At 65.3% G+C, this 23,006-nt stretch carries 20 protein-coding genes; 3 read left to right on the top strand and 17 right to left on the bottom strand.

Annotated features, from left to right (window positions below; all coding sequences use genetic code 11):
- Positions 1 to 32: 32 nt before the first annotated feature.
- The 15 genes from CCZ27_RS08840 to CCZ27_RS08910 all read right to left on the bottom strand — a co-directional run bounded on the left by CCZ27_RS08840 (position 33) and on the right by CCZ27_RS08910 (position 17,083).
- Entirely contained in the window at positions 33 to 833 is an 801-nt protein-coding gene (locus tag CCZ27_RS08840) for a crotonase/enoyl-CoA hydratase family protein (RefSeq protein WP_096447418.1), read from the bottom strand.
- Positions 830 to 1,885, bottom strand: coding sequence for an acyl-CoA dehydrogenase family protein (locus tag CCZ27_RS08845; protein WP_096447420.1), 1,056 nt, complete (start codon positions 1,883 to 1,885; stop codon positions 830 to 832). The genes CCZ27_RS08840 and CCZ27_RS08845 overlap by 4 nt, the downstream gene beginning before the upstream one ends.
- A 2-nt stretch (positions 1,886 to 1,887) precedes the next feature.
- Entirely contained in the window at positions 1,888 to 3,033 is a 1,146-nt protein-coding gene (locus CCZ27_RS08850; RefSeq protein ID WP_096447422.1) for an acyl-CoA dehydrogenase family protein, read from the bottom strand.
- A 133-nt stretch (positions 3,034 to 3,166) separates the two neighbouring features.
- Complete coding sequence (locus CCZ27_RS08855) at positions 3,167 to 4,474, bottom strand: amidohydrolase family protein (RefSeq protein WP_096447424.1); 1,308 nt, start codon at positions 4,472 to 4,474, stop codon at positions 3,167 to 3,169.
- Between the two features lie 162 nt (positions 4,475 to 4,636).
- The gene (locus CCZ27_RS08860) at positions 4,637 to 5,866 is read right to left on the bottom strand and encodes a cytochrome P450 (protein ID WP_232516613.1); all 1,230 of its coding nucleotides are present in this window, start codon (positions 5,864 to 5,866) and stop codon (positions 4,637 to 4,639) included.
- 298 nt (positions 5,867 to 6,164) lie between these two features.
- Complete coding sequence (locus tag CCZ27_RS08865; RefSeq protein ID WP_018990584.1) at positions 6,165 to 6,935, bottom strand: SDR family NAD(P)-dependent oxidoreductase; 771 nt, start codon at positions 6,933 to 6,935, stop codon at positions 6,165 to 6,167.
- The gene (locus CCZ27_RS08870; RefSeq protein ID WP_096447428.1) at positions 6,926 to 8,125 is read right to left on the bottom strand and encodes an MFS transporter; all 1,200 of its coding nucleotides are present in this window, start codon (positions 8,123 to 8,125) and stop codon (positions 6,926 to 6,928) included. The genes CCZ27_RS08865 and CCZ27_RS08870 overlap by 10 nt, the downstream gene beginning before the upstream one ends.
- A 26-nt stretch (positions 8,126 to 8,151) precedes the next feature.
- Complete coding sequence (locus CCZ27_RS08875; protein WP_232516614.1) at positions 8,152 to 9,153, bottom strand: phosphotransferase family protein; 1,002 nt, start codon at positions 9,151 to 9,153, stop codon at positions 8,152 to 8,154.
- A gap of 50 nt (positions 9,154 to 9,203) precedes the next feature.
- Positions 9,204 to 10,478: an acyl-CoA dehydrogenase family protein gene (locus CCZ27_RS08880; RefSeq protein ID WP_096447432.1), complete on the bottom strand. Its 1,275-nt coding sequence runs from the start codon at positions 10,476 to 10,478 to the stop codon at positions 9,204 to 9,206.
- Between the two features lie 12 nt (positions 10,479 to 10,490).
- The gene (locus CCZ27_RS08885; protein ID WP_096447434.1) at positions 10,491 to 11,228 is read right to left on the bottom strand and encodes an SDR family NAD(P)-dependent oxidoreductase; all 738 of its coding nucleotides are present in this window, start codon (positions 11,226 to 11,228) and stop codon (positions 10,491 to 10,493) included.
- Positions 11,229 to 11,254: 26 nt separating this feature from the next.
- Positions 11,255 to 13,486, bottom strand: a complete 2,232-nt coding sequence (locus CCZ27_RS08890; protein ID WP_096447436.1) for a CoA transferase — start codon at positions 13,484 to 13,486, stop codon at positions 11,255 to 11,257.
- A 4-nt stretch (positions 13,487 to 13,490) separates the two neighbouring features.
- Positions 13,491 to 14,000 carry a carboxymuconolactone decarboxylase family protein gene (locus tag CCZ27_RS08895; RefSeq protein ID WP_050416200.1) on the bottom strand — a complete coding sequence of 170 codons (510 nt, stop codon included), beginning with the start codon at positions 13,998 to 14,000 and terminating at the stop codon, positions 13,491 to 13,493.
- Between the two features lie 316 nt (positions 14,001 to 14,316).
- Positions 14,317 to 14,673 carry a hypothetical protein gene (locus tag CCZ27_RS08900; protein WP_096447438.1) on the bottom strand — a complete coding sequence of 119 codons (357 nt, stop codon included), beginning with the start codon at positions 14,671 to 14,673 and terminating at the stop codon, positions 14,317 to 14,319.
- Between the two features lie 38 nt (positions 14,674 to 14,711).
- The gene (locus tag CCZ27_RS08905) at positions 14,712 to 15,743 is read right to left on the bottom strand and encodes a hypothetical protein (protein WP_050416202.1); all 1,032 of its coding nucleotides are present in this window, start codon (positions 15,741 to 15,743) and stop codon (positions 14,712 to 14,714) included.
- Between the two features lie 65 nt (positions 15,744 to 15,808).
- Positions 15,809 to 17,083, bottom strand: coding sequence for a cytochrome P450 (locus tag CCZ27_RS08910; RefSeq protein WP_096447440.1), 1,275 nt, complete (start codon positions 17,081 to 17,083; stop codon positions 15,809 to 15,811).
- 260 nt (positions 17,084 to 17,343) lie between these two features.
- Between CCZ27_RS08910 and CCZ27_RS08915 the strand changes: the two genes are divergently transcribed.
- On the top strand, positions 17,344 to 17,997 hold the full coding sequence (locus tag CCZ27_RS08915) for a TetR/AcrR family transcriptional regulator (protein WP_096452357.1): 654 nt from the start codon (positions 17,344 to 17,346) through the stop codon (positions 17,995 to 17,997).
- 33 nt (positions 17,998 to 18,030) lie between these two features.
- On the opposite strand, the gene CCZ27_RS08920 is transcribed toward CCZ27_RS08915, so the two are convergent.
- Together CCZ27_RS08920 and CCZ27_RS08925 are read right to left on the bottom strand one after the other, a co-directional pair.
- Entirely contained in the window at positions 18,031 to 19,611 is a 1,581-nt protein-coding gene (locus CCZ27_RS08920; protein WP_050416205.1) for a phytoene desaturase family protein, read from the bottom strand.
- 189 nt (positions 19,612 to 19,800) lie between these two features.
- Positions 19,801 to 20,490 carry a TetR/AcrR family transcriptional regulator gene (locus tag CCZ27_RS08925; protein ID WP_096447442.1) on the bottom strand — a complete coding sequence of 230 codons (690 nt, stop codon included), beginning with the start codon at positions 20,488 to 20,490 and terminating at the stop codon, positions 19,801 to 19,803.
- Positions 20,491 to 20,679: 189 nt separating this feature from the next.
- Here CCZ27_RS08925 and CCZ27_RS08930 point away from each other — a divergent pair, with 189 nt between their 5' ends.
- Positions 20,680 to 22,311, top strand: a complete 1,632-nt coding sequence (locus CCZ27_RS08930) for an ATP-dependent acyl-CoA ligase (RefSeq protein ID WP_096447444.1) — start codon at positions 20,680 to 20,682, stop codon at positions 22,309 to 22,311.
- A 35-nt stretch (positions 22,312 to 22,346) separates the two neighbouring features.
- Positions 22,347 to 22,739, top strand: a complete 393-nt coding sequence (locus CCZ27_RS08935) for a VOC family protein (protein ID WP_096447446.1) — start codon at positions 22,347 to 22,349, stop codon at positions 22,737 to 22,739.
- Positions 22,740 to 23,006: the final 267 nt, after the last annotated feature.

Consider the following 23,006-nt stretch of genomic DNA (forward strand, 5'->3'; position numbering starts at 1 on the left):
TTCCTCCGCCTGTTCTCGTGCAGTTTCCCGGCTCAGCGGCCGGTGAATTTCGGTTCGCGCTTCTCGACGAAGGCTGCGACCGCTTCCATGTGATCTTCGGTGTGATGGGCAAGCGCCTGGTAGGCCGCCGACATCTCCAGCAGCGAATCGAGACGCATGTGCTGGCCTTCCCGCAACAGGCGCTTGGTAAGGCGCAGGCCGTGGGCCGGATTAGCCGCCATGCGCCGGGCAATGCCCAGCGCCGCGGTCTCGAGTTCGGCAGCAGGTACCACCTCGGTCACGAGGCCCCACGCGAGCGCGGTCTGGGCGCCGATCATGTCGCCGGTGAGCGCCATCAGGCTGGCCCTGGGCATACCGACGATGCGCGGCAGCAGCCACGCACCGCCATCACCCGGCACGATGCCGAGCTTCACGAAGCTTTCCGCAAACTTCGCGGTGTCGGCGGCGATGCGCACATCGCACATGCACGCCAAATCCAGGCCAGCGCCGATCGCCGGTCCGTTCATCGCCGCGATGACGGGCACGTCCAGGTCGTAAAGGCACAGCGGGATGCGCTGGATGCCATTGCGGTAGGTCTCGCGCACCTCATAGGGCGACCCCGCGAAGATGCCGCCGCGTTCGCGCATGTCCTTGACGTTGCCGCCGGCACAGAAAGCCGGTCCGTTGCCGGTGAGTACGATGACCTTGATCGAGCGGTCCGTACGGACGTTGGCGCACAGGTCGACGAACTCCTGCATCTGTGACGGGTCGGAGAGCGCGTTGCGCGTCTCCGGGCTATCCATGCGGACGGTGAGGATGGCGTCCTCGCGTTCGAGGATCAGAAAGGGTTTCATGCTGCAGTCTCCTCGTATGCGGCGAGCACGCCGGCGGTAACCGATGGCCACAATGCCTGGGAGCCGGCGCCGCAGAGCGCGCGACCGAGCTGCTGCGACCAGTCGGTGAGCGAGCCGAACTCGCTGCGCCACGACCACAGCCTGCGGGTCGTCAGGTGCAGGGCGTGTTCGTGGGTGAAGCCGATCGCGCCATGCACGGCGTGGGCGACACCCGCCCCGATCCCCGCGGCCTCGGAGGCGCAGATCTTGGCCGCCATCACCGGCAGGCGTGCGAGCCGATCGTCCGACTCGGCGAAGGCCGCTTCGGCGGACATCACGGAGGCCGCCGCATGTTCGGCGAGGACTGCAATCTGGTGCTGGATCGCCTGGAAACTGCCGATCGGCTTGCCGAACTGCACGCGCTCACCGGCATACGTGGTGGCCATCGCCAACACGGTTTCGAGCGCGCCCGCAATCTGCGCGGCACGCATCATTGCACCGCCAAGCTTGAGCACGTCGGCCGACAGTGCCGTCGGCAAAGCCGCGCTTGCGAGCGGCACCACCGCTTCGAATTTGAGCGTGTCGCGCGGTTCGGCGGCCGTATTCACGGTACGCACCACCGTCGCCGCCTCGGTCGGCAGGAGCACCACCGCCGGCGCCGCGCCCGCTGCGACGGCCACCACGTGGCGGACGTGGCGCCCCCATGGCACATCGACAGCGGCCCCGGTCACACGGCCGTTTTCCAGGCGCAGTGTGCCGCGCGCGGCAACACTCAGCGTTCCCGACACGGCGGCCAGTCCGCTCGCACCCAGCAACCAATTGGCGAGCATCGCTTCGGGCAGCGGCAGCGGGAGGTTGAAGCGGCCGGCCAGACGCAGCACACCACATACATCCGCCCACGTGGCACCTGCACCGCCGAGCGACTCCGGCACCAGTGCCAGCGTGAATCCGGATGCTTCGACAGCCGTCCACAGCTCCGTCGGCCATTCGCCGCCCTCGCAAGCCAACACCGCGTCGGCGGTGACGAGGTCCGAGAACAGGCGCTCGACAGAGGAATCGAATAGGTCTCTCATGATCAACGCAGCCCCAATCCGCGCGCGATGATGCCGCGGAGAATCTCCCGCGTGCCGCCGCGCAGTGAAAACGATGGCGCCATCTGGGTCAGATAGGCCAGCACCTGGGCGTGGTCGCTGCCGCCCTGAACGGTTGGCGGAAGCTCGCACAACAGCTGCGCGACTTCCGGAATCTCTTGCTCGAAAACCGCACCGAGATCCTTCACGACCGAGGCCTCCCACGCCGGGTTGTTGCCCGCCGCGAGTTGGGCCGTCACCGCCAACGACATGTTGCGCAGCGTCACCAGTCGCGCGGCGAAGCGGCCGATCTCCTTGGCCTGCAGGGCATCAGGACTACGGCCCACCGCGTCGATGAGCGTGTGGAGCAGCGCGATCGAGCTGAGGAAGCGCTCGGGACCGCTGCGTTCGAAGGCGAGTTCGGCGGTGACCTGCCCCCAGCCCTGCCCTTCGGTACCGATGATGGCGTCGGCATCGAGTACGAGTTCGTCGAAGAAGACCTCGTTGAAATGCTCGGCGCCCGTCAGGTCCTTGATCGGCCGGATGGTGATGCCCGGCAGACTGAGGTCGATGATGAACTGCGAGAGTCCTTCCTGGCGCTTGCTGTTCTCGCCGGTGCGTACCAACGCGATCATGTAGTGCGAGCGGTGGGCGTTGGTGGTCCACACCTTCTGCCCATTCACCACCCACTTGTCCCCTTCACGGCGTGCGCGCGTCTTGATCGAAGCGAGGTCGGAGCCCGAATTGGGCTCGCTCATGCCGATGCAGAAAAACTGTTCTCCGCGGCAGATCGCCGGCAGGTGGCGTTCTTTCTGCGCATCGGTGCCGTAGTGCAGGATCTGCGGGCCGCTCTGGCGATCGGCGAACCAGTGCGCGGACACCGGCGCGCCGGCGGCGAGCAACTCCTCGATCACGACGTAGCGCGCGAAGGGACTCGCCTCGCCGCCACCATAGCGCTTGGGCAGAGCCATGCCGACCCAGCCCTTCGCTCCCAGGCGACGGCTGAATTCGGCGTCGAACCCCATCCAGGAATCCGCCCGGCGGACCGCCGGGTAGTCCTTCAGGGCTTCGGCGAGGAAGGCACGCACTTCCGCACGAAGTGCTTCGGCCTCCGGTGGAATGCGACTGTACTTGAACTGGTCTATGGACATGGCGCGTTCGATAGTGGGCCGTCGGCTTGAGCAACGGCGTGGATGACCCGGGTCACGTCGCCCGCGAACGGCACGGACGACCGTCGGCCGGCGGACACGCCCCGCGTGCCCGCCAACCGCACTGCAGCCGGACTCAGAGCGCGGTCTGCGCGTCCGCCGAGGCGAACATCTTGTTGATATCGCCCGAGGTCACCGGCTTGCTGGGATCGCGTTGCGGAGCTGCGCCGCCGAGGCCCAGCGCCGGCTCGATGCTGACATGCGTCGCCTGCGCGCGCAGCGCACCGACGGTGCAGTTCTCGCGCCCCAGGATGGCGAACGGGTCGTAAGAGAATTCGCGCATCGCGTTGAGGTGGCTGATCTTGTTGATGATCTCGTCGGGCAGGTTCTTCGCCTGCTGCCAGAACACGTCCGCGGAGTTCGGCCAGGTGCAGTCCGAGTGCGGGTAGTCGCACTCCCACGTGACCATGTCGACGTTGATCGAGTCGAGGTTCCTGAGCCCGAACGCATCCTCGATGAAGCAGGTGATGAAGTGCTCGTTGAAGATGTCGCTGGGCTTCTTGCCGCCGAAGTTCGAGTTCGTCCAGGCGTGGTGGTGGTTGTGCGTGAAGTCGGCGCGCTCGAGCAGATACGGGATCCAGCCGATGCCGCCTTCCGACAGGGCCATGCGCAGCTTGGGGTACTTCTTCCACATGGGTGCCCAGATCCAGTCCGCCGCCGAGTTGGAGATCGAGATCGGCATCGACGTGATCCAGGCGTCGATCGGCGATTCATCCGAGGCGTGAGCCGCCTTCACCCCGGTGCCGATGTGGCAGCAGATCACGACATTGTTCTCTTCGCACGCCTTCCACAGGGGATCCCAGTGCGGGTTGTGGATCGACGGGTAGCCATGCACGGTCGGGTTGTCGGACAGCGTGATGGCATGCACACCCTGATCGGCCATGCGCTTCACCTCGGCCGCGGCGGCCTGCATGTCCCACCATGGCACCATCATCAAGGGGATGAAGCGACCCGGAGCAGCGTTGCACCAGTCATGCAGGTGCCAGTCGTTGTAGGCCTGGATGGCTGCAAGGCTGACGTTTTTGTCCGGCATGACCTGGAAGCGCTGGCCGGCGAAACCGGGGAAGGTCGGGAAACACAGCGAGCCGAGCACGCCGTTCGCATTCATGTCGTCGACCCGCGCCTTGATGTCCCAGGTACCACGGCGCATCTGTTCGTAGGAGAGCGGCTCCATGCCGTACTCCTCCTTCGGACGCCCGACCACCGAATTCAGTCCCATGTAGCCCGTTGCCTGCTCCTCGAACACCCAGATGTCGCGGCCGTTGCGGTTTTCGACGCGCGGCTGGCGGCCCTTGTACTTGGCGGGCATGTGGCGGTCGAAGGCGCCACGCGGTTCGATCGCATGGTCATCGACGCTGACAAGGATGAGATCTTCGAGCTTCATGTGTGTGTCCCCTGTTGGAGTGGCGTCCGCGGTGGGCGCGAACCGGTTATGAGCCTCTATCTTAGAGCAAGAAATTCGTTTTGTTAAACACTTTTTTGCTTTGTGTTCATGTTTAACGAAATTTCCAGATCGGCCGGAGGCTCAGCCGGTCCGCGCGCCACCTCAATCCCAGATGACCGGGACGGAGTGAGGGCCACGAAGCTGTGCGCCCGTAATCCGCGGCTTCGGCTCATCCGGGTCGAGGCGGATGTTCGGGAACAGATCGAGAATGGCGTTCAGCGCCACCTGGAGCTCGGTCTTGGCGATGAACTGCCCGATGCACATGTGAGGGCCGAAGCCGAAGCCGAATGAAGGCTTGAGCTTGCGATCGATGTCGAACTCTTCGCTGCTCTCGAAGGCTTCCTCGTCGCGGTTGGCGGAGGAAACGATGCACTGGACCATGGCACCCTTCGGGATCCGGACGCCGCCGAGTTCGAGGTCCTGTGCCGCCTGACGCACCTTGAAGGTCGCCACGGGCTCGAACCGGATCGCCTCGTCAATGGCCTTGCCGACCAGACTGCGATCCTTGCGGACCCTGTCGAGCACGTCCGGACGCTCGAGCAGCAACACCATCAGCGAGCCGAAGGTTCGCGTCGTGGTCTCACCGGCGGCCGGGAGCAGCGAACGCACGAAGGTCGTGATCTCGTGGTCATCGAGCTTGCGCCCTTCGTATTCGGCACGGATCAGGCGGCTGATGAGGTCGTTTCCTTCGGCGCCGCGTTGGCGCACGGCGACGACGGCTTCCTTCACCGCGTCGTAGAGCGCCTGAGCGGCTTCCATTGCAGCCTTGCGCGCAATCGCGGCCTTTTCGGCGTCCACCTGCGGGCCGGCAAGGATCGCCAGCGCCCACGCCGCGTACTGTTCGACCTTCTCGGGTTCGTCGTCGGGAAAGCCGATCAGCGCGTAGATCAGTCGAATCGGGAAGTGGAGGCCGAAGTCCATCAGATCTGCCTTCTTCTTCGGCACCAGCGGCAACAGGTACTCGTTGCGCACGATCGGATCCATCTTGCTGTCGCGCCACGTGTTGACCACGTCGGGCATGAAGATGGGCTGCAGCAGGCCGCGTGCCTTCTTGTGCGCCTCGCCGTCCATGCCGGTAAGGATCAGGCCGTCGAAGAAGGCTCCCAGCCCTTCGGCGATGAAGCCGCTGGTGTAGTTTGCGGCATCGCGCAGGACGGTCATCACGTCCTTGTATTTGAACACCGTGTAGGTCGGGCGGTTCGGATCCAGCCCTGCGATGTTCGGCACCCCGAGCTTGCCCATGAAGTTCTCGGCAATGATCGGCGAGTTCTTCCGCATCTCGCGGTAGATCGCATGCAGATCGACATCCTCACCGCGGTAGTTGTCGGCCACTCCGGCGAACGCGCTCTCCAGCGTAACGTCCTTGACACTGCTCATTTCGTCTTCCTCCGTTGGCGCACCGACCGGTCGTGAACGAACACGCTGTGCCGGCCACGTGCAATGGCCTCGACACGGTTCCTTCACGCCGGATAAGACGGTGCTGTTTATGAACACTTTTGTGCATAGTGCTCCATTTAATGCGTACTGCCAAGTGTTCAAGGAGGGGCCGGACAGGCCGGAGGACTCCCGCCCTGCCTGGGGCGGAAATCCGGACGTGGCGCGCGTTAGTGCAACGGGTCTCGCTCCTGCATCACGGAATCATGAGTCCACCGTCGACGGCCAGCGTCTGGCCGGTGATGAAGCGAGCCCCGTCGCTCATCATGAACACCACGAAAGGCGTCATGTCGCGATCGGGGTCGCCGAGCTTGCCGCCGAGCGGGATCAACCCGGCCATCATCGCGTCGTGCGCCCGCAGGGCATCCGCGTCCATTCGTGCGCGGTGGGCGTCGTACATGGGCGTCCACATGCCCGGCGCAGCGGCATTCACGCTGATGCCGTGTCGCCCCCACTCCTTCGCCACCGTTCGGGTCCAGCCGAGGACCGCCGCCTTGGCGGCCGAATAGTGGGCACACCCGGGCAGCCCCATGACCCCCGCCGCGGAGCCGAAGTTGAGGATGCGACCGCCCTTCTCCCGCAGATGCGGAAAGACGGCCTGGTTGGTGTTCAGGGTGCCGCGCGCATTGACGTCGAATATGAGGTCCCAGTCAGCCTCGACGATCGCTTCGGCCGGCGCCGCGCGCTCGACGCCGGCGATGTTCACCAGTCCGTCGAGGCCGCCCAGCCAGGCGACGGCCTGCGCGACGATCCTATCGACTTCGGCACGCTCGCGAATGTCGCAGTGGAAATACCTCGCCTCGCCCGAGGCTCCCGCATTGGCGCGCGCCACTTCCGCGCGGCCGGCCTCGTCATTCACGTCCAGCGCCGCCAGCCGCGCACCGGCCGCCACCAGTCCGCGCAGTGCACTCGCACCGATGCCCCCTGCGGTGCCGGTCACGATAAGGCGTTTTCCGCTCAGCTGCATGTCCTCTCCTCCTGTTGTGGATGTTCCTCGCGGCGCGCGGGAGCCCCGTCGTCTGTGTCGATCCGCCGGGCCTGCAGGCCCCCGAGACCGAGCGCCGCGGCCATCACCCAGAACAGCACGGCCGCGCCGGCACTCGCCCCGATGGCGCCAAAAAGGAGGGGCATCGCGGTCATCGAGGTGTGCACCGTCATCGAGCGGAAAGCCAGCGCCTCGCCGTGCCGCTCGCGGGGCGTGACCTGATGCAGCGTCGCGAGAATCGTCGGTTGGATCGCGCCCAGCGCAAGGCCGAGGGTCGCGGCGCACAACGCCATGGCCCATGCACTCTGGAGCAGTGGATACAGCACGAACACCAGACACGTGATGAAAAGCGCCCCCGCAAGCAAGTGGCGTCGCGGCAGGCGTTCGGCCACAAACGGGATCACGACGCGCACCGACATCGACGCCACCGCATAGGCCGCCAGCACCGCCCCCAGCGCCGATGCGCTGAAGCCGCGTTCGACCCCGAGAATCGGCAACGCGAAGCCATGCACATCCCAACTGGCCGACACCAGCCAATTGACGAGGAGCAGGCGCCGGAACGACGGCAGGCGGAGCAGGCCCCACGCGGACGGCTGCTTGCGGTCCAATGCGGAGACCGGCGCCCGGCTTTCATGCGGGACCGCCTGGGCGATCACCAGGGTCGCGAACGGAAGCAGCGCGAGCGCGGCGAACGCCGCCGAAAAACCGAGATGATCGATCAGCACGCCGGCCATCATCGGCCCGAAGAGTCCCGCCACGGCCGGAGCAAGCGCGATCCAGCTGAACACGCGAAGCCGGTCCGCCTCGTCCCGCGCGAATCGGCTGGCCGTGCGCTGAATCGCGATCATGCCGAAGCCCGAGCCCGCGCCGCACAACGCAGCGGCCGCACACAGGGCAATGAGATGGGGCACCGAAGCTGCGAGCAGCGCACCCGCGAGCGACAGGCCGGCCGCAATGCGCACCGGCAGATGGTAGCCGTGCCGATCAGCAAGCCGTCCGGCCGGGATCGCGAAGATCGCGGGAAAGAGCGCGAACATCGTCATCACGAGCCCCACCGCCCACTCGGAATGCCCCAGCCGAAGGACGCTCAGCGGCGCGGCCAGGCGAGCCCCCTGCACGCAGGCGTGCAGTCCGACCTGGCATGCGACCAGCGCCACCAGGGCGCTACGCATGGATGTCGGGGAAACACCGCGCCCATTCACGCCCGCACCTCGATCCCCGCGATCGCCGCTTCGAGCAGGCGCACCGCGGACGCATGATGCTGCGCGCCGGTTTCCGCCGGTGCCTTGCCTGCGCAGGATCGCGCATGGCTCGCCTCGAGCATGATGCCGAGCTTGAAGCGTGCCATCGCGACGTACCAGTCGATCGCCGACAGGTCGCGCGCGGTGCGCTGGCGATAGTGTTCGATGAGTTCGGCAGTCGAGGGAAGACCGTCGGCGGGCGCGATACGGATGGTGCCGGCGCCCCGCCCGTCGCGGTCGGGCCAGGTCGCGACGAGCCAGCCGAGGTCGAGCAGCGGATCCCCCAGCGTCGCAAGCTCCCAGTCGATGATCGCTGCAAGCGCCGGCCGGTCATGCCGGAACATCACGTTGCCGAAGTGATAATCGCCGTGCATCAGCCCCGGAACGTTGGCTGCCGGCACGTGCGCTTCGAGCCAGTCGGCCACCTCGCGCACACCAGGCAGCGCCTGCGGCCCCGGCCAACCGGGCTGCTCCGCGCAGCGCTCGAGATGCTTGAGCCAGCGCGGCACTTGCCGCTCAAGAAACCCTTCCGGCCGCCCGAAGTCCGCCAGTCCGACCGCATCGGGCGCGACCTCGCCCAGGCGCAGCAAGGCATCGACCATCGACAGCCCCATCGCATGGCGCCACGTCGGATCAGTGGCATAGAGCCCCCGGAGCGGCGTGGGCGTTGCGGTAAAGCCATCCACCGGAGCCATCAGGTAGAACGGCGCACCGAGCACCGACGCATCCCTGCAGGCAGCAATCAGGCGCGGGTGTGGTACCGCCGTGCCGGCAAGTGCTCCGAGCAGCCGCGCCTCACGGAGAAAGGTCGCGTGGATCTCGGGCTTTGCGCCCGGCGGCGGGCAGCGCAGGACGTACTCGGCGCCGTCCCCAAAAAGGCGCAGCAGGACGTTCTGCGTGCCCCCGGTGAGCGGCGTAACGGAGTCGATCGCCCCACTACCCAGCCCCTGCGCATCCATCCATTCGGCGAGTCGTCCGAGATCGACCTCCGCCGCCCCCCCGTGAGCGCTCATCCCAGCACCGCGCTGAACTTCGCCCGTGCAGCGGCCTCGGCCGTCGGCCGGTGATAGTCCGGGAACAGGTCCTCACAACCGGTGTACTCGCGCAGCAACTGCTTGGCGACGGTGACCTTGTGCACCTCGGTCGGACCGTCTGCGAGCCCCATCTGGTAGGCGCGCACGATCAGGCCGACGAAGGGCATCTCGGACGACACCCCTATCGATCCATGCACCTGCAATGCGCTCGACGCGATGTCGTGCAGCACCTTGGGCATCGTCGCCTTCACCGCGGCGATGTCCTTGCGCACCTTCATGTAGTCCTGGTACTTGTCGATGCGCCAGGCAGTGCGCATGACCAGCAGGCGGAACTGCTCGAGCTGGATCCACGCATCGGCGATCCTCTCCTGCACCATCTGCTTGTCCGCGAGCAGCGAGCCCTGGGTGCTGCGCGACAAGGCCCGCTCGCACAGCGCGTCGAGCGCCTTCTGCGACTGGCCGATGACGCGCATCGCGTGGTGCACGCGCCCCCCGCCGAGGCGCACCTGCGCGACGACGAAGGCCTCGCCCGGCGCGCCGAGCATGTTCTCCGCCGCCACCCGCACCCGGTCGAAGTTCAGGTAGCCATGAGTCGCCTCGGGATCGTCAGGGACGCCGACGTTACGGACGATCTCGATTCCCGGCGTGCAGGCAGGCACGATGAACATGCTCATGCCTTTGTAGGGCGACACGGTCGGATCGGTGATCGCCATGACGATGTAGAACGCGGCATAGCGCGCGTTCGACGCGAACCACTTCTGCCCCGAAATCAGCCAATCATTGCCATCCTGTTCGGCGCGCGTCGTGAACACTTTCGGATCGGCGCCCCCCTGCGGCTCGGTCATCGCAAAACAGGACACGATGCGGTTGTCGAGAAGCGGCTCGAGGTAGCGCGCCTTCTGTTCGGGCGTGCCGTAGTGCGCGAGGATCTCGCAGTTTCCCGAGTCGGGCGCGTGCGCACCGAACACGATGGGCGCGAACAGCGCGCGACCGAGGATCTCGTTCATCAGCGCCAGCTTGACCTGGCCATAGCCCGACCCGCCGAGTTCCGGTCCGAGGTGGCAAGCCCACAGATTCCTGGCCTTCACCTCGCGCTGCAGCGGGCGGACCAGCGCCTCGAAGCGCGGATCGTGGATATTCCAGGGACTGCCGAGGACATGCTCGAGCGGCTCGACCTCGTCGCGCACGAAGCGGTCGATCCAGTCGAGTTCCTGCTGGAATTCCGGGTCGGTCTCAAAATCCCATGCCATCTTCGATCTCCATCAGGCGAGCAGCAGGCCACCATCGACCAGCAGGGTCTGGCCGAGCATGTAGGACGCCAGCGGCGAAGCGAGGAAGAGCGCCGCACCGGCCATCTCTTCCGGCGTGCCGAGGCGGCCGAGGGGAATATTCTTGAGCGACGCCTCAAGGCGCTTGGGGTGATCCGTCGTGATGCGGGTAAGCTTGGTCGCGACGAGCCCGGGGGCGATGCCGTTCACGCGGATGCCGTCACGTGCCCACGCTTCGCCCAGCGTGCGGGTAAGGCCGTAGGCCCCCGTCTTGGAAGCGTTGTAGGCCGGGGTGCCGACCGTGGAATGGAAGGCCGCGGCCGAACTCACGATGATCATCGATCCGCGGCTCTCGGCGAGCATGTCGTGGAACTTGTCGCCACAGGCCATGAGGCTCACGAGGTTCACATTCACGACCTCCCGAAAGGCCGGCACCTTGAACTCCTCGCGGTTGTAGCGCACCGTGCCTTGCGAGCAGATCAGCACGTCGAGCCGCTCGAACGGCACCGGCGCGCACGCCACCGCATCGGCGTCGGCCACGTCCACTTGCGCATACGCGAGTCCCTCGAGGTTCGAGTCGGCCGAATCCGCATAATCGGCGGCGGTCGGTCGCGTGCCCCAGACGTGGACGCTCGCCCCGCGCCGACGGAAGGCCTGCGCCATGCCGTTGCCGATCCCGCTCGATCCTCCCACCACGAGTACCGTCTTGCCGCTGAAGTCCAGTTCGTTCACGTGTTCGTTTCTCCTTCGTCCATGCGTCAGGGATTGGTCACGGCCGCGGCGACCATGCTTTGAATCTGCCCTTCGTCGAGCCCGACCGATCGCCACACCCTGTGGCTGTGCTCGCCCAGCGCCGGCGGTGCCCGGTCAAGGGCGAGGGGCAGGTCGCAAAAGTTCCAGTACGCGCCGACCTGTTCGAGGTGCCCATACACCGCGTGCGGATAGGCGGCGTGCAGCCCCGCCCGTCGGCAGCCGTCGTCGTCGAGAAAGCTCAGACCGGGGTTTTCGAGCGCGGGCTCGCAAGGCACCCCCGCCGCGGTCAGACACTCGCAGGCCGTCTCGCGGCTGAACGCCGCAAACCAGGCCTCGCGATCGTTCCCGGCCAAGGCGGCGAGCGCCCGCGCTTCCTCCGGCCGCAGCGCGGCGACAGCCAGCCAGCCGTCCGCGCAGCGATACAGACGGTGATCCGGCGACACGCCGGTCTGCGCCGCGTCGAGGTGATCGATCGGGGACAGACTGCCGTCGGCGCGCATCACGGCCTCGCCCACGGTCAGTAGCGTCGCGCCGAGGAGCGATGCCGCCACCGCCTGTCCGTCGCCCGTTATCTGGCGCTGAAAATGCGCGAGCAGGAGTGCGAACACTGACGACAGCGCGGCGAAGTAGTCCCCGACGCCGAAGCGCAACCACATCGGCGGCCTCCCCTCGCCGCCGCATTCCACTTCCCAGCCGCAGGCCGCCTGCATCAGCTGGTCGAACCCGGGCCAGTCCTTGCGCGGTCCCAGCGGACCGTAGGAGCTGATGTGGCAATACACAAGCGCCGGATTGATCGCCTTCAGCGTTTCGTAGTCGATACCCAGCTTGTGCGCGGCCGGCAGGCGGACGTTGTGATGAACCACGTCGGCCCAGCGCACCAGCGCCGCGAGTGCCGGTTGTGCGGTCGGATCCCCGAGCTTGAGCGTCGCACCGAGCTTGCCACGCTGCGTGCCGGCGAAGATCCGTTCCAGACGGCGCATCGCATCGCCACCGGGGGGTTCCACCTTGATGACTTCGGCGCCGAGGTCGGCGAGGAGCTGCGTCGCGAAGGGCCCCGCAAGGTAGGCGCCCAGGTCGAGCACCCTGAGGCCAGTGAGGGGTGCGCTCCCCGACTGCCCCTTCGGCACGCCGTCGAATGCTTGCGCGCGCGGGACGCTCCAAGCCGGGTCCGATTCAAGCGGCAGCAACCCGCCGCGCAGGCGCGGGGGAGGGTCGGTGGTGTACGCCGGCCCGGGTTCGAACACGTGACCGAGGACGGGATCGTCCACCATCACGACAAATCCGTTGGCACGCGCCTGTTCGTCGCGGTATATCTCACCGAAAGGGGCCGCAACCTGTGCGGCCACGTCGTGCTGCCAGAAGTGTTCGACCCATTCCTGCGCAGGGCGCGTGGCAATGATTGCCCTATTCGCGCCGAAGTTTGGCGCAACGTGGCTGGGTGGATATTTCGCGTTCTCGGCCGCGACCGCCTCGGGCCCCATCGCTGCGAGCGCCTCTGCCATCCAAGGCGCCTTGTCCGGCGAGTAGTGCACATGGATCCAGCGCCCGTCGAAGCATCGGTGCAGCGGAATAGGCGTCGTCTTGTCGAGCCCTTTCGCGAACACCGGTGTCGGCGTCTCGGCGCGTGACCAGTGCATGCTCATCGGTGCGAGCGCGGCCTGGGCGAGGCTGGTGTGAGCCGCCCCGCCGCGCCCGTCGCGTCGACGTGCGATCAGACGCGCCATCACCCCGATGACGCAGAACCAGGCGGCGAGCCAACTCGCGAATGGCATGCGGACGAAGATCGGGCCCGGCCGATGACCAGGCTGCTCGTCGAGCAGACCCAAGCGCGCGAGCACGAGCGATTCCCGCGGCAAGGCCTCGGCGAGTGGATGCCGGGATGGCCAGCCGGTGATTGCCGAGACAACAAGCTGCGGGCATGCTGCAGCAAGCACGTCGTCCGCCAGCCCCAACGCCGCCGCACGGCGGGGTATGAAGTCGTGGATCAACACGTCGGCGTCGGCCAGCAAGGCACGCAGACGCCCGCGCCCATCATCGCGATCCAGGTCGAGCTCGACCCGACGCTTTCCCCTGTTGAGAACGGAGAACAAGGCCGTGCCCTGCTCCGCATCGCTGCCCGGCGCTTCGATGCGGATGACTTCCGCACCCGCCTCCGAGAGCAGCAACCCGGCCGCCGGACCGGGGATGCCGCATGCGATCTCGACGACGCGGATACCGGCGAGGATGCCTTCGTGCATCGCCCTACTCCGCGTACGCCTGCTGCACATAGGTCATGCGCCCACCCGCTAGCATCAGCGCGCAGAACATGTTCAGTTCGACGATCTGGGCGGTGGAAAAATGGCGGCCGAGCTCGGCGAATACCGCGTCGTCGATGGCCATGTAGTCGGCCGCAAAGAGCTCGGCGTATCGCAGCGCCGCCTTCTCGTGCGGCGAAAAACGAGCATCGTCCGCGCTCAGGCAGGCGATATCCTCCTCGCTCACCGCGTCGTCCTTGCGCGCGAGCTGACACGCCTTGCAGGTCGTGATCGAGGCGATCCTGAGCCGCACCAGCTCGCGGAGGCGGCCGTCGAGCACCCCACTCACGTGCATCGTTTCCAGGGTCGCGAGCCAGGCTTGGGCAAGCTCGGGGCGATGTGCCCAGACCTGCACCGGGACGGTGGAACTCAACATGCGGTTGGCGCACCCCCGCGCCACTGCGTCGGCAAGCGGTGCAGGCAACGCATCGAGGGGAATGGGCTGGATTCTCGCCATGGTGGGTCCTCGGTTGGGATGAACGGATTGCCCGGCGAGACGTCGGTCAGAACGCTCAGGCAAGGCTGCAGAACTTCGACGAGCCACCCGACCCTGCATGAAGCGCTCGATCGCGGGGTCGAGCGGCCTCACCGATGCACAGCCTCTCGTAGTTATATGTTCAGTTTTTGCATTTTTGTTCAAATATACGACTGAATCCCCTCCGAAACAAGAACGGCGTGATCTGACCGGGTGTCAGAACACGCCGCACCTGCCTCAGGATGTAGAGAGGACGTTCGCAATCGCGGTTTTTCCCGACCGCGCCGTTACTGCCCGTTCAGGGCTGACGAATGAAGTAGCGCACGTGGAGCTTGCCGCCCTCGTCGAAGCGATAGAGCTCGATGGTTTCGATCGTCACATCGGTCCCCTTCACCCTGTTGCGGTTGTGACAGGCCGCCTCGCAGCCATTGATGATCATCGCGACCTCCTCGATGTCGATCTTGGCGTTCTGCGCGGTCCACATCGCTTCAAGCACCGGCCACCCGTCAGCGGGCGGTCGGCCGACGTATTCGATTGAGAGACCGCCGGGCGCGACCTCGCGGTAAGCAGCCAGAAAACCTTCCTTGTCGGAGGCGTTCCATCGGGCAAGCTGTGTGTGCAGGAAATGCTCGATGGCCTTCGCGTCGATGCTCATGGGAGCTCCTTTTTCGTGTCTCGTGTTGATTGGGCGCGTCAGAGTTCGCTGCCGCGCACATTGCGCGCGCTGCCGTTGCGGCGGTCCGATTCGCCCCAGGCCATCCAGCGATCCGGCTCGCGCGTATCACCCACACGCCTCCAGCGGCCTTCCTGTTGCGCGGTGATCGGGAATCCGCCGACAAAGTCCATCATTTCGCCTTTCGGATCAGGCAGGAACTCCCACTCCTCCCGGCCATCGACCACGATACGGGCAGTTTCGGCGAAATAACTTCCCTCCTTGTGTCGCACCTCGCCCTCGATATCCGTCGTGCAATAGATCTCGCCCTTGTGGTTCTGGAAGATCGCGTAGCCCAGATTCTCGTGACCGACCATAAACGAGCCCGCATCCCAGGTCCCGTCCTTGTAGATCGTCGCGAACGACCACCAGATGACGTGCATCTTGTTGTTTACGACGAGGTCCTTCTGGAAGTGAATGGCGCCGCCGTCGGCCATCCACGCCTGGTCGAGCGCGATGACGCCCTTCACCGGACGCCCCTCGCAGATGCCGGACACGTCGTAGAGTTGCGACACGTAGAAGGTGCCCCAATCCTCGCCGGGCAGGTACCACTGCATGCCGTTGCCGATAAGCGGCCCGCCGATGTCGAGAAGCCCCTCCTCCTTCCAGCTGAAGCGCTCACCCGACGCGGTGATCAGCCACGGCTCGCCGGGTTCGCCGTCCAGGCTGGACCAGCAGGCGGTATCTCCTTCCAGCCAGCGTTTAGGGAACATCGTCATCGCGCGAGGCAGGATCCTTTCCTTGTCGACCCGAATGTGGCGCTCGTCAATCCGGGTGGACTGATAGATGAACTTTGTCGGATTGGGGGAGCTGCCAGGCGCATTTACGGCACGGACGAAGGAATAGATGTGCCCTTCTTCGTCGCGCACACTGCCGAAGGGCATGTGCTTGGTGAGCTTGAGCCCAAAATGATCACGCAGGTCCGCGAGCTTGGCGCCGCTGACTTTCTGCGGTCCGACCAGGCATTGATAGGCGAAATCGCCCCGTTGAGGAACGGTCTGGAAGATTCTCATCGTTGAATTCCGGAAGAGGTCGGGAAGCCGCCCGTGCGCGCGACGGGCGGGAACGGTGCCCGGGTTCAGTCCCAGATCACATGCACGTGGGACGCGCCGCGCAGCTGGGCACCTTCGATGACCGGTGCGGGCTTGTCCGGGTCCAGCCGCAGGTTCGGAAAGAGATCGAGGATCGCGTTGATCGCGCAATTGAGCTCCACCTTGGCAACGAACTGTCCGATGCACATGTGCGGGCCGAACCCGAAACCGAAGGAGGGCTTGAGCTTGCGGTCGATGTCGAACTGGTCCGGGTTCTCGAACACCTCCTCGTCCCGGTTCGCCGATACCACCATGCACTGCACGAACGACCCCTTGGGGATCGTCACGCCGTGCAGTTCCACCTCCTTGGCCGTCTCGCGCACCTTGAAGGTCGCCACCGGCTCATAGCGGACGGCTTCGTCGATCAGCTTGGGCACCAGCGAGCGGTCGGCCCTGACGCGATCGACCAGCCCCGGCGTCGTCAGCAACAGGGTCATGACGGAACTGAACGTGCGCGTGGTCGTCTCGCCCGCCGCCGGCAACAGCGAGCGCACAAAGGTGATGACCTGGTGGTCGTCGAGCCTCTCGCCCTCATATTCGGCACGCAGCAGGCGCCCAATGATGTCGTCGCCGTGGGAGCCCTCGGCGCGGCGCTTGACCACCACCTCCTGAATGGCGTCATAGAGCAGTTTGACCGCAACCCCGGCATTGCGGCGCGCCTCATCGATCTTCTCGGGGTCGACCTGGTTGCCTCCGACCATCGCCAGGGTCCATGCCGCGTACTTCTTGTACTTCTCGGTGTCGTCCGTCGGGAAACCCATCAGCGCGTACATTTCACGGATCGGGAAGTACAAGCCGAAGTCCATCAGATCCGCCTTCCTCTGCGACACCATCGGCTCGAGGAAGTCCTTGCGGATCACGTGGTCGATCTGGCCCCGCCACTTGTTGACCGTATCCGGCATGAAGGCCGGTTGCAGCAAGGCCCGCACGCGCCGGTGTTGCTCGCCGTCCATCGCGAGAATGATCAGGCCATCGAAGAATGCCCCCAGTCCCTCGGCAATGAATCCGTTGGTGTAAGTGTCGGCATCACGCAGCACGTTCATCACGTCCTTGTAGCCGAACAGCGCGAACGTGGGCCGAGTGCCCTGTTTGAGGCCGGCGTTCGTCGGCACGCCGAACTGCTTGATGAAGTCCCCGACGTAGATCGGGGACTTGCCGCGCATCGCCCGGCACGCGGCGTGAATGTCGCCTTTGCCCTTGTAGGTTTCCGATACGGCCGTGTATGCGGTTTCGAGGTCGAGGTTGAGGATATCGGTGCTCACGGTTGTCTCCTGTGTGGCGCCCGTTGCTGCGGTTATCGAGAAACAACCGCCAGACACATGCGCATTTTTTGCAAAAGCGTCCACATCCTAACCATCAAATCGAAGCGGTGGCCGATTCGGCAGCGACTGTCGTTTGACCTCGAGTCAACTGCGCTAAGCTTCGCGGACAACAAGCGGAAACGAAATCTTCCAACATGCCCAGCTCTTCCCGAAACCCGAGCAAGTCGACCGAACGCGCGGCCCCCGATAAGAGGGAGACCTTGCGCCGCATCAGCGCTGCGGCGCGACGGGAATTCGCCGCCAAGGGACTGGCGGACGCCCGCATCGACGATATCGCCCATGCCGCCGGCGTCACAAAACAGCTCGTTTATCACTACTTCCGGAGCAAGGAGGAACTCTTCGCCTGCGTGCTGGAAGACTCGTCCGCGACGACCATGGGCGAACTCGTCGCGGTAGAACTGGATCACCTGGCGCCACGTGACGCGCTGCGGGCACTCCTCAACCACATGATCCGGCCCTATTGCGACCCCATGCTGAGCGCGCTCGCACAGGAAGGGATCCGCTACCACGAGAGCCATGCCACGCCGCGCAACAGCTTTGTCGACCTCGCTCCCGAGCTCAAGCGCAAGATGCGCAGCGTGCTCGCTCGCGGGGCCCAAAGTGGCGATTTTCGTGCGAACGTCGACCCGGACCTGTTCCTCGCCGCAGCCGCGCAGGTGACCACCAGCGCCTTCGTCAGCCGCTACACCGTCGTCACCCTGTGCGGCCTGGACGTGGCGAACGCCGACGACGCGGACACATGGCGACGCTTCGCGGTCGACTTCGTGCTGGCTGCCGTCGAGCGCGAGCGCAGCGACCAACATCCGCTCATGCGGCCCGACGCCCCGCCGAAGACGCCGCCCGAAGCGGCCTGACAGCTACGGCCACCTTGCGCGACGCGCGCCACATCAGCGTGCGAGGAAACGCTTCACCCGACTGGCGGCGATCCGTCCCGGCAAGCCGTTGACCCCACCACCCGGGTGGATGCCCGCGCCTCCGAGGAAGAGTCCTGCAACCGGCAGGCTGTCCCCACCCAATCCCGCCGCCGGCCTCATCATCGCGGAACGCGTGGTGCTCGTATCCACATGCACCACGCAGCCGCGATGCACATTGAGCCGTTTCTCCAGGTCCGGCGCGGCCTCGACCCGACGACCGATCTCGAATTCCTTGAGACCCAGCATGTATTCGGCGGCCTGGTCGATGACCGTCTGCCCTACCCGGTCCCTGATGGCATCCCATCCTTCGCGCGGCTCGACCGGCGTCGCAACGGGATAGAGGTAGGCCACGTCCTGCCCCTCTGGCGCCTGCCCAGGATCGACAGCGGTCGGGACCGTGATCCACATGTAGGGCAGCTTCGACACCTCGCCGCGCGCGGCGCAGCGGAAGTTGTCGAGCACGGCATCGGAGGTGCCGATCAGGAGCACGCTCTTGCGCAGACTCAGCCCGTCGGCCCGCAGGGCTTCAATGCGGCGGTAATTCACCTGGCTACTGAGCGCGACATCGACCTTCAGTGGCGATGCCCCGTGGCCGTTGGCCGGCGCAAGTGCTACGCGAGTTAGCGTGCGCCGATCGAGCGCCCCGGGCGTAACCATTTCCAGCGCCATCTTCGGGTGGATCGACGCCACCACGGCTTTCGCCGACAGTACACGTCCGTCCTTGAGTCGCACCCCCTTCGCCCGACCATCGCCGGCAATGATCTCCGCCACCGGCGCAGAAACCAGGATCTCCCCACCCAGCTCGCGCAACCGGGCTGCCAGCGCATCCGACAACGCCTGAGTCCCCCCCACGGCGCGACCCAGCCCGAAGCGATGGATGAAGCCCAACAGCGCGAAGTAGATCCCCGTCGCGTCGTTCGCGATGGGTCCGGCCGCGCCAAGCAGGCAGCACAGCGCCGACTGTACGACCGGATGCTCGAAGCGCTCCATGATCGACGTGTACGCCGGACTGCCGATGAGCGCCATGATTTCCGGTTTCAGATGGCGGTTCCTGAGGACCGCCTTCAGGGCCTGCCATTTCGCGCCCAGGTTGCGCTGCGCGGGGTCGACACGCATCATCGGAATGGCCATGTCGATGAAGGCATCCACGAGCTTCATCAGTGCCAGGAACTCCTCCGCGTCTCGGGACGAGAAGCGCCGGATCTCGGCCGCAGTCTTTTCCGGCTCGCGCCAGAACACCAGCGAATTGCCATCCGGATGGACGTACACATATCCGGGAGACATTTCGACCTGACGAAACCCATGACGCTCGAGCTGCAGCTCCTGCGGCATCATGGGATGAACCCGGAGCGACATAAGATCAAGCGCGCAGGGGTTGATCAGATGCCGGGGCGCCTCCGGAATCAGGTAACCACTGGAGGCCATGCCGCCGATCTTCTCGCGGGCCTCGATGACGACGACACGTTTGCCTGCCTCGGCCAGATAACAGGCGGCCGCCAAGCCATTGTGCCCGCCACCGACGATCGCCACGTCATAACTGTTTGCGCCACTCATTCTGTCTCCCTCCGGGGTGTACCGGATGCGCTTGTTGGTGAAATGCGTCCGATTCGACGAACCAACCGATTGAAGCACAGCGCCCCGGCCGGACACGGCGGAGCGGTTTGACGCGGAGTCAAAGCGCAGTGGAAGACGGACGGATGCCGCACCCTCACTCGTCCGCAGCGGCGGGCGGACGCGGCGTGTTCAGCGGCGGGAAACGCGGCCCTGCATCAGCATGGCGAACATCCGCTCGAGGCGGCGCGGCAGGCTTCGGCGCTCAGGGCCGGCGGGGACGAGAATCTCACTGAGGATGTATCGGACCAGCAGTTCGCAGGTGAGCTCGCGGTCGATTTTGATTCCCGCACGCGACTCCCACGCATCGAAGACCGGCCCAAGCACGTCCTGGAACCGGATCACCGAGTCGGGGAAGATGCGCTGCAGCCAGCGCATTGCGTACTCCGGCGCGACCACGAGCAGCCGTCGTGCATTCCCGCGCTCGAGGTAATCATCGACGAATCGCAATACGGCGTCGAAACGTTCGTCCGGATCGGTATACGGAGCAGTCGCCTCGATCAGCGCGGCATGGAAACGATCGCGCCGATGACGTGAAAACGCGTCCAGGAGATCGTCCTGCGACGAAAAATACCTGTAGAACGTCCCACGCGAGATGCCTGCGGTCTCACAAACGTCGAGGATATTTACCCGGTCTGCTCCGGACTCGAGAATCACCGCTTCGGTAGCGTCGAAAATGCCCAGGATCGTGCTTTCGGACCGCCTGTTCCGGCGAACTGCCTTCACGGCCTTGACCGGCGCGGGCTCGGCGCCCTCCTTCGCAGAGGCGGTCGCGCGAGGCTTCTTCACCTTTGCCTTTCCCGCCTCGACTGCTTCCGCCATCTCCGCTCCCCGAGAATTCACCGATGGATGATTGTAGCGTGCCCCAACCGCATGAACATCCGAGCCCCCATCAAAATGATCACTACGCCTCCTTATATTTGACAGTTTTTCTATTTGTGTTTATGTTTTGCCGTCACAACGAAAGCTGCACATCACCCCAACACGGCGAATCGGGACAGGAGACATTACATGGCAGGCATGGGCAATCAGGAAAGCTGGTCGGTCGGCCCACAGGATACGGTCATCGCGGCACTCGACCGGGCAGTTGCAAAGCACCCCGAGCGGGTGCTGCTCGACTTCGGCGGCGAGCTTTACACTTACGGCCAGGTCGACCAGCTTTCGACGCGCCTCGCCCACTCGCTCGCAGCATTGGGCGTCCAGGCCGGGCAGACCGTCCTGAGCATGCTCGACAATAACATCGATGCAGTCGTGGCCTGGCTCGCCATCAACAAGCTGTGTGCCGTGAGTGTCCCCGTCAACACTGCGCTGCGGGGCGAGTTCCTCCGCCATCAGATCGCGGACTCGCAGGCTGCAATTGTGATCTGCGAGGCGGATTACGTCGAACGCATCGCGCAGGTGGCGGACGGATTGCCGGAAGTCCAGCTGATCCTTCACCGCGCCCACCTCACCAAGGTCCCGGAGTGCCGCGCCCGCATCACGCCGCTGGACGAACACCGCGGCCGGCGCGACGACGCGATCGAGACGAAGCCGAATCCCTGGGACCTTGCGTGCATCGTCTATACCTCGGGCACCACCGGGCCGTCCAAGGGCTGCATGCTGAGCTACAACTACATGTGCAATCTCGCCCGCCTCCAGCTGCGCGCGGGACCGGCAACCGAGAACGACATCACCATCACCCCGCTGCCGCTCTTCCACATGAACGCGCTGTGCGTCGGGATCCTCTCGAACATCATGGTCGGCGCCCGGGTCGCGATCGTGCAGCGCTTCTCGGTATCCAATTTCTGGCCCGAAGTCGAGCGCAGCGGCGCCACAATCGCGTCGATCCTCGGCAGCATGGGCGGACTACTCGCCCAGGCGCCGGACAACGAGTCGATGAAACGTTGCGTCGGACAGATCCACACCGTGCGCGGCAACCCCTTCACCGAGGAATCGAAGAGGATCTGGCGCGAACGCTTCGGCGCCAAGCAGGTGGGCGGCAATGGCTACGGCCTCACCGAAGCGAGCGTCATTACCTCGCTACCCGCCGGCGAGTACGCAGCGCCCGGCTCCTCCGGGAAGCGCATCCCCGACTTCGACGTGCGCATCGTCGACGACCTCGATCGTGAGCTTCCGGCCAACACGCCAGGCGAGATCGTCGTTCGCCCCCTGCGCCCCGACATCATGTTCATGGGCTACTGGGGACGCCCCGCCGACACCATGAAGCTGTTGCGCAACATGTGGTTCCACACCGGCGACATCGGAAAATTCGACGAAGAAGGTTTCTTCTATTTCGTGGACCGCAAGAAGGACTACCTGCGCCGGCGCGGCGAAAACATCTCGAGCTTCGAGATGGAAGCCGCCTTCGCAGCGCATCCGGCCATCGAAGAAGTTGCGGTCCACGCCGTGCCTTCCGACAAGGGCGAGGATGACGTCAAGGTCACCGCGGTTCTCAAGCCCGGCAGCGCCCTCATGCCCGAAGAATTGTTCAAGTGGGCAATCGACTCCGTTCCCTATTACGCCCTCCCCCGCTATATCGAATTCCGCAGCTCGATGCCCAAGAACCCGCAGGGCCGGGTGCTGAAGTACCAGCTGCGCGAAGAGGGCAAGACGCCAACGACCTGGGATCTGGAAGAGACCGACATCACGGTCAGCAAACGCTGATCCCCATAAGGCAGAAAAACGGAGAGGAAGACACCATGAGCATCTTTACCCACGTCACGCTCGGGACGCGCGACATCGCGCGCGCGAAGACCTTCTACGACCAGGTTCTCGACCCGCTGCAGTTCAAGTGCCTGCTTGAGGTCGAAGGCAAGGCCTGCGGCTGGGGTATCGAGGCACCGCAGTTCATGATCCTCTACCCGCGTAACGGAGAACCTGCCACTACGGGTAACGGCATGACCATCGGCCTCGCAGCCCCGACCCGCGCTGCCGTGCGCGAGTTCCATCGGCGTGCGCTTGAACTCGGGGGTACCTGCGAAGGCGCCCCAGGCCCCCGACCTTTCGCGCCGCATGCCTACGCCGCATACATACGCGACCTCGACGGAAACAAGCTCGTCGCCTCCTGCCGCAAATCTGAAGAAGAGGGCTGAACACACAAGACTCGGTACACCGCAGGCGGAAGACGACAGCGTGGTGCGCGAGGTGCCGCCAACATGTTTCGGCTACTCCCCGTGGCGACAATAGTCCCGGGGATGCATAAGCCCGGTTGGACCGAGATGGAGGCCGTCGCACGGAATCTACATGGACGGCGGCAGCATTCGCACTGCCGCCGTTCGAACTGTTCCTGGCGGCCGGGCGCAAAGGCCGAGAATTTGCCGCACCCCGGCCCGCCCCCCGTAAACAGCTTACGCCTACAC

Origin of the sequence: Thauera sp. K11 (genome assembly GCF_002354895.1) — a bacterium.
Taxonomy (GTDB): Bacteria; Pseudomonadota; Gammaproteobacteria; order Burkholderiales; family Rhodocyclaceae; genus Thauera; species Thauera sinica.

Bases quoted from the DNA above. Each gene is read 5' to 3' on its own strand.
- CCZ27_RS08840 (WP_096447418.1), bottom strand. From the start codon at position 833: ATGAAACCCTTTCTGATCCTCGAACGCGAGGACGCCATCCTCACCGTC.
- CCZ27_RS08845 (WP_096447420.1), bottom strand. From the start codon at position 1,885: ATGAGAGACCTATTCGATTCCTCTGTCGAGCGCCTGTTCTCGGACCTC.
- CCZ27_RS08850 (WP_096447422.1), bottom strand. From the start codon at position 3,033: ATGTCCATAGACCAGTTCAAGTACAGTCGCATTCCACCGGAGGCCGAA.
- CCZ27_RS08855 (WP_096447424.1), bottom strand. From the start codon at position 4,474: ATGAAGCTCGAAGATCTCATCCTTGTCAGCGTCGATGACCATGCGATC.
- CCZ27_RS08865 (WP_018990584.1), bottom strand. From the start codon at position 6,935: ATGCAGCTGAGCGGAAAACGCCTTATCGTGACCGGCACCGCAGGGGGC.
- CCZ27_RS08870 (WP_096447428.1), bottom strand. From the start codon at position 8,125: ATGCGTAGCGCCCTGGTGGCGCTGGTCGCATGCCAGGTCGGACTGCAC.
- CCZ27_RS08875 (WP_232516614.1), bottom strand. From the start codon at position 9,153: ATGGATGCGCAGGGGCTGGGTAGTGGGGCGATCGACTCCGTTACGCCG.
- CCZ27_RS08880 (WP_096447432.1), bottom strand. From the start codon at position 10,478: ATGGCATGGGATTTTGAGACCGACCCGGAATTCCAGCAGGAACTCGAC.
- CCZ27_RS08890 (WP_096447436.1), bottom strand. From the start codon at position 13,486: ATGCACGAAGGCATCCTCGCCGGTATCCGCGTCGTCGAGATCGCATGC.
- CCZ27_RS08895 (WP_050416200.1), bottom strand. From the start codon at position 14,000: ATGGCGAGAATCCAGCCCATTCCCCTCGATGCGTTGCCTGCACCGCTT.
- CCZ27_RS08900 (WP_096447438.1), bottom strand. From the start codon at position 14,673: ATGAGCATCGACGCGAAGGCCATCGAGCATTTCCTGCACACACAGCTT.
- CCZ27_RS08905 (WP_050416202.1), bottom strand. From the start codon at position 15,743: ATGAGAATCTTCCAGACCGTTCCTCAACGGGGCGATTTCGCCTATCAA.
- CCZ27_RS08920 (WP_050416205.1), bottom strand. From the start codon at position 19,611: ATGAGTGGCGCAAACAGTTATGACGTGGCGATCGTCGGTGGCGGGCAC.
- CCZ27_RS08925 (WP_096447442.1), bottom strand. From the start codon at position 20,490: ATGGCGGAAGCAGTCGAGGCGGGAAAGGCAAAGGTGAAGAAGCCTCGC.
- CCZ27_RS08930 (WP_096447444.1), top strand. From the start codon at position 20,680: ATGGCAGGCATGGGCAATCAGGAAAGCTGGTCGGTCGGCCCACAGGAT.
- CCZ27_RS08935 (WP_096447446.1), top strand. From the start codon at position 22,347: ATGAGCATCTTTACCCACGTCACGCTCGGGACGCGCGACATCGCGCGC.